The sequence below is a fragment of the Pseudomonadota bacterium genome (assembly GCA_010028905.1).
Taxonomy (GTDB): domain Bacteria; phylum Vulcanimicrobiota; class Xenobia; order RGZZ01; family RGZZ01; genus RGZZ01.
Genome location: RGZZ01000774.1, coordinates 1 through 1,556, shown reverse-complemented (window position 1 = coordinate 1,556; position 1,556 = coordinate 1). Strand labels below are relative to the sequence as shown.

Annotated in this window: 2 protein-coding genes; both read right to left on the bottom strand. The window is 67.7% G+C overall.

Features of this window, described 5'->3' with window-relative positions:
• A partial coding sequence (locus EB084_25175) for a zinc-ribbon domain-containing protein (protein NDD31557.1) occupies nt 1–578 on the bottom strand: 578 nt, incomplete at its 3' end.
• Between the two features lie 89 nt (nt 579–667).
• On the bottom strand, nt 668–1,556 hold an 889-nt coding region (locus EB084_25170; protein NDD31556.1), incomplete at its 5' end, for a hypothetical protein.

Genomic DNA, 1,556 nt, shown 5'->3' with positions numbered 1-1,556 from the left:
AGCGGGCGCGCGATGCCGAAATCGACGAGCACCACATTCCCCAACGGGGTGATCATGGCGTTGGCGGGCTTCAGGTCGCGATAGACGATGGGCGTGGGCTGGCCGTGCAAGAAGTCGAGGATGTCGAGGATATGCGACGCGATGGCCACCACGTGATCTTCGGTCAGCCCCGGACGGCCGCTGCGGCGAACGATGGTCTCGAGGTTGTCGCCTTCGACGAAGTCCATGACGAGATAGTGGCGACCCGCCGCGCTGAAGCAGTCCTGCACCCGAGGAAGCCCCGGGTGTCGCAGGCGCGAAAGCAGCTGCGCCTCGCGCTCGAAGCGCACGCGGGTCTCGTCGCGGTCGGCGTCGGTGGCGTCGGCTGTCGACATCTCTTTTACTGCGCGGGGGCCTTGGAGCCGGAGGTCCCAGACGCGGTACACCGCGCCCATGGCGCCGGAGCCGATGCGGCCATCGACCCGATAGCGGCCGTCGAGCAGCGTCCCCGCCGGCAGGTCGCCCTGCCGCGCGCCGCACTGCCCGCAGAACCGCGCGCGATCGCGCAGCTGAACCCCGCACTCTGAACAGAACACCACGCCAGAACCTCCCGCGCATCGACCGCTGCTCGTGTTCTTATCGGCCGATGGGACGACGCGGTTAAGCGCGCAAACAGGGCGCGAATTGCCTACCCGCCTTCGCCCCCGACCCGCCGCACGGGCAGCTTCACTCCGTTGATGTTCACCTCGTTCTCTGAACGGGTGATGGCCGGCTCACCCGCGATGCGCCCGAACGATTCCGTGATACGGGCCACCTCGGCGTCGCGGGCTTCCTGCGCCTTCTCGGCCTCGGTCTTGACCTGCAGCACGTAGCGCCCGCTCACGAGGGGCAGCGGGTGCTCGTCAGCGCCCCCTCGCAGCACGACGTTGGGCGAGTCACCGTCAAAGGCCATGGAGATGAAGGGACCGCCCGTGTAGGCCTCATCGAGGCAGAGCGAGCCGTCGGCGCCGAGAAAGAGATCGTGCCCCTCGAGGGTGGCGGTGTTGGTGACGAAACGATCGCTCGCGGGCACCCAGTCGTCGCCATCGAGACGGCGCACCGACACCGCGGGCACATAGGCGTTCGAGGCGAGCTTTGCCACCGTGAGCACGGTCATCATCGAGGCGTCGCCATCCTTCCAGAAGCGGGCGTCGCGGAAGTGCTTGGGGTCTTTCTCGCCCAGGCGTTGCAGGTGAACCGTCCCGTCCTTGCGGGTCTGCAGGTAGTTCCAGTTCTGGCTGAGGGTTCCGGCGAGATAGGGTGAGGGCGCCTGTATGGTGACGAAGGCCACGTCCGGATCCGGCGTTGCGATGCGTCTCATCGGACCGAAATCGCCCCCGTCGAAGCTCTCGGGAAGCGCGAGATATCTCTCGGCCTGCGCGATGAGCGCGGCCCACTGCTGCGGCTTCTCGTCGAACCCGTCGTCGGCCAGGATCTGCTCTTGGTACGTCTTCTCGATGTCCGCTCGCAGAGCGGCGGCGTCTGGCCGGCTGGCCTGCTGGGGTGCCCGCGCGACGAGGACCGCGTCTACTGCCCCC